Origin of the sequence: Streptomyces sp. NPDC052109, assembly GCF_040680195.1 — a bacterium.
Taxonomy (GTDB): Bacteria; Actinomycetota; Actinomycetes; order Streptomycetales; family Streptomycetaceae; genus Streptomyces.
This window is the reverse complement of record NZ_JBFAWF010000066.1, coordinates 1-2,057: the sequence shown is the minus strand read 5'-3', so window position 1 is coordinate 2,057 and position 2,057 is coordinate 1. Positions and strand designations below refer to the sequence as shown.

Genomic DNA, 2,057 nt, shown 5'->3' with positions numbered 1-2,057 from the left:
ATGTTGTAGGTGGCGCTGGGGCCTTCGAGTTGGCCGATGAACCACATACGGCGCTGTGCGAAGGACAACGGCACCCGCTCGGGACGCTCCGCCGAGGTCAACTCCAGCCGCGCCGCACCCGCCTCCGCCAACCGCGCCGCCAGTCCCGCCACCGTCGGCGTCTCGAACAACGCACGCAACGACACTTCCACACCCAGCACAGCACGAACCCGACTCACCAGCCGCGTCGCCAACAACGAGTGACCACCCAGCGCGAAGAAGTCCTCCTCCACACCCACCCGCTCCAAGCCCAGCACCTCCGCAAAGGCCAGGCACAAAAGCTCCTCCTGCACACTGCCCGGACCACGACCCCCACCCGCCGTGTACTCAGGCACCGGCAACGCCCCACGATCCAGCTTCCCGTTGGCCGTCAACGGCAACGCATCCAGCACCACCACCACCGACGGCACCATGTACGACGGCAGACTCCGCCCCACCAACGCACGCAACCGCGCCCCGTCCACCACACACCCGGCCCGGGCAACCACATAACCCACCAGCCGCACATCACCCGCAACATCCTCACGAGCCACCACCACCGCCCGCGCCACCGCCCCATCAGCCGCGAGCACCGCCTCCACCTCACCCGGCTCGATCCGGAACCCACGCACCTTCACCTGATCATCGACACGCCCCAAACACTCCAACTGCCCGTCCCCGACCCACCGCGCCACATCACCCGTGCGATACATCCGCACACCCGACTCGAACGGACTCGCCACGAACCGCTCAGCCGTCAGACCCGCACGCCCCACATACCCACGCGCCACCTGCACACCCGACAGATACAACTCACCCGCCACACCCGCAGGCACCGGCCGCAACCACTCATCCAGCACAAAAGCCCGCACACCCACGAACGGCCGGCCAATCACCACCGGCCCCTCACCCACCACCCCGGCAGAAGTCGCCCACACCGTCACCTCCGTCGGCCCATACACATTCACCACCACCGCACCGGTCGCCGCCATCACCCCGGCCAACTCCCCCGGCAACGCCTCACCACCCACCAGCATCCGCACCGACCCCGGCCAGACACCCGCCTCCAAAACACCCCGCCACAACGACGGCACACCCTGCACCACCGTCGCCCCCGACGACACCACCAACCCCAGCAACGCACCCCCGTCCCGCACCACCTCACGCGAAGCCACCACCACCGCCGCACCCGACACCAACGGCAGAAACAACTCCAACACCGCAATATCGAACGCCACCGTGGTCACCGCCACCAGACGATCACCCACCCCCAAAGGCACCCGCTCCCCCACACCCCTCAGATGCGCCGCCACCGCACCATGCGACACCACCACACCCTTCGGCCGCCCCGTCGAACCCGACGTGAACATCACATACGCCGCATCCCCCGACACCACCCCCACACCCACACCACTGCCATCCAGCCCCCCAACAACCGGATCCTCCACCAACACCCGCACCACACCCCGCGGCAACACCGACCCACACACCGCCGACGTCACCACACACACCGGACCCGCATCCGCCAGCACAACACCCAACCGCTCCGCCGGAAACCCAGGATCCAACGGCACATACGCCGCCCCCGACTTCAACACCCCCAGCAGCGCCACCACCAACTCAACCCCACGCTCCAAACACACCCCCACCACACAGCCACGCCCCACACCCAAACCAACCAGATACCGCGCCAACCGATTCGCCCGCGCATCCAACTCCGCATACGAGAGCACCTCACCCTCGAACACCACCGCAGGCGCATCCGGCGTCCGCACCACCTGCGCCGCAAACAACTCCGGCAAAAACACCGACGGCTCCTCCACCGCCACACCAGCCCACTCCCCCAACACCCGCTCCCGCTCAACCCCGCCCAACACCTCCACCGCACCCACCGACACCGACGGATCCGCAACCACCTGCTCCAACACCCACACCAAACGCTCCGCGATCCGCCCGACACTCCCCCCCTCGAACAGATCCGCCGCCACCGTCAACTGACCCCGCAAACCAGCCGGCCGACCCACCCCGTCGAACGTCTC

1 protein-coding gene is annotated in these 2,057 nt (G+C 67.8%); it reads right to left on the bottom strand.

The features are described 5' to 3' along the window. Positions 1-2,006 (bottom strand): amino acid adenylation domain-containing protein (locus tag AB0L59_RS42195; protein ID WP_365593510.1); only part of this gene is annotated, 2,006 nt, incomplete at its 3' end. Between the last annotated feature and the right edge of the window lie 51 nt (positions 2,007-2,057).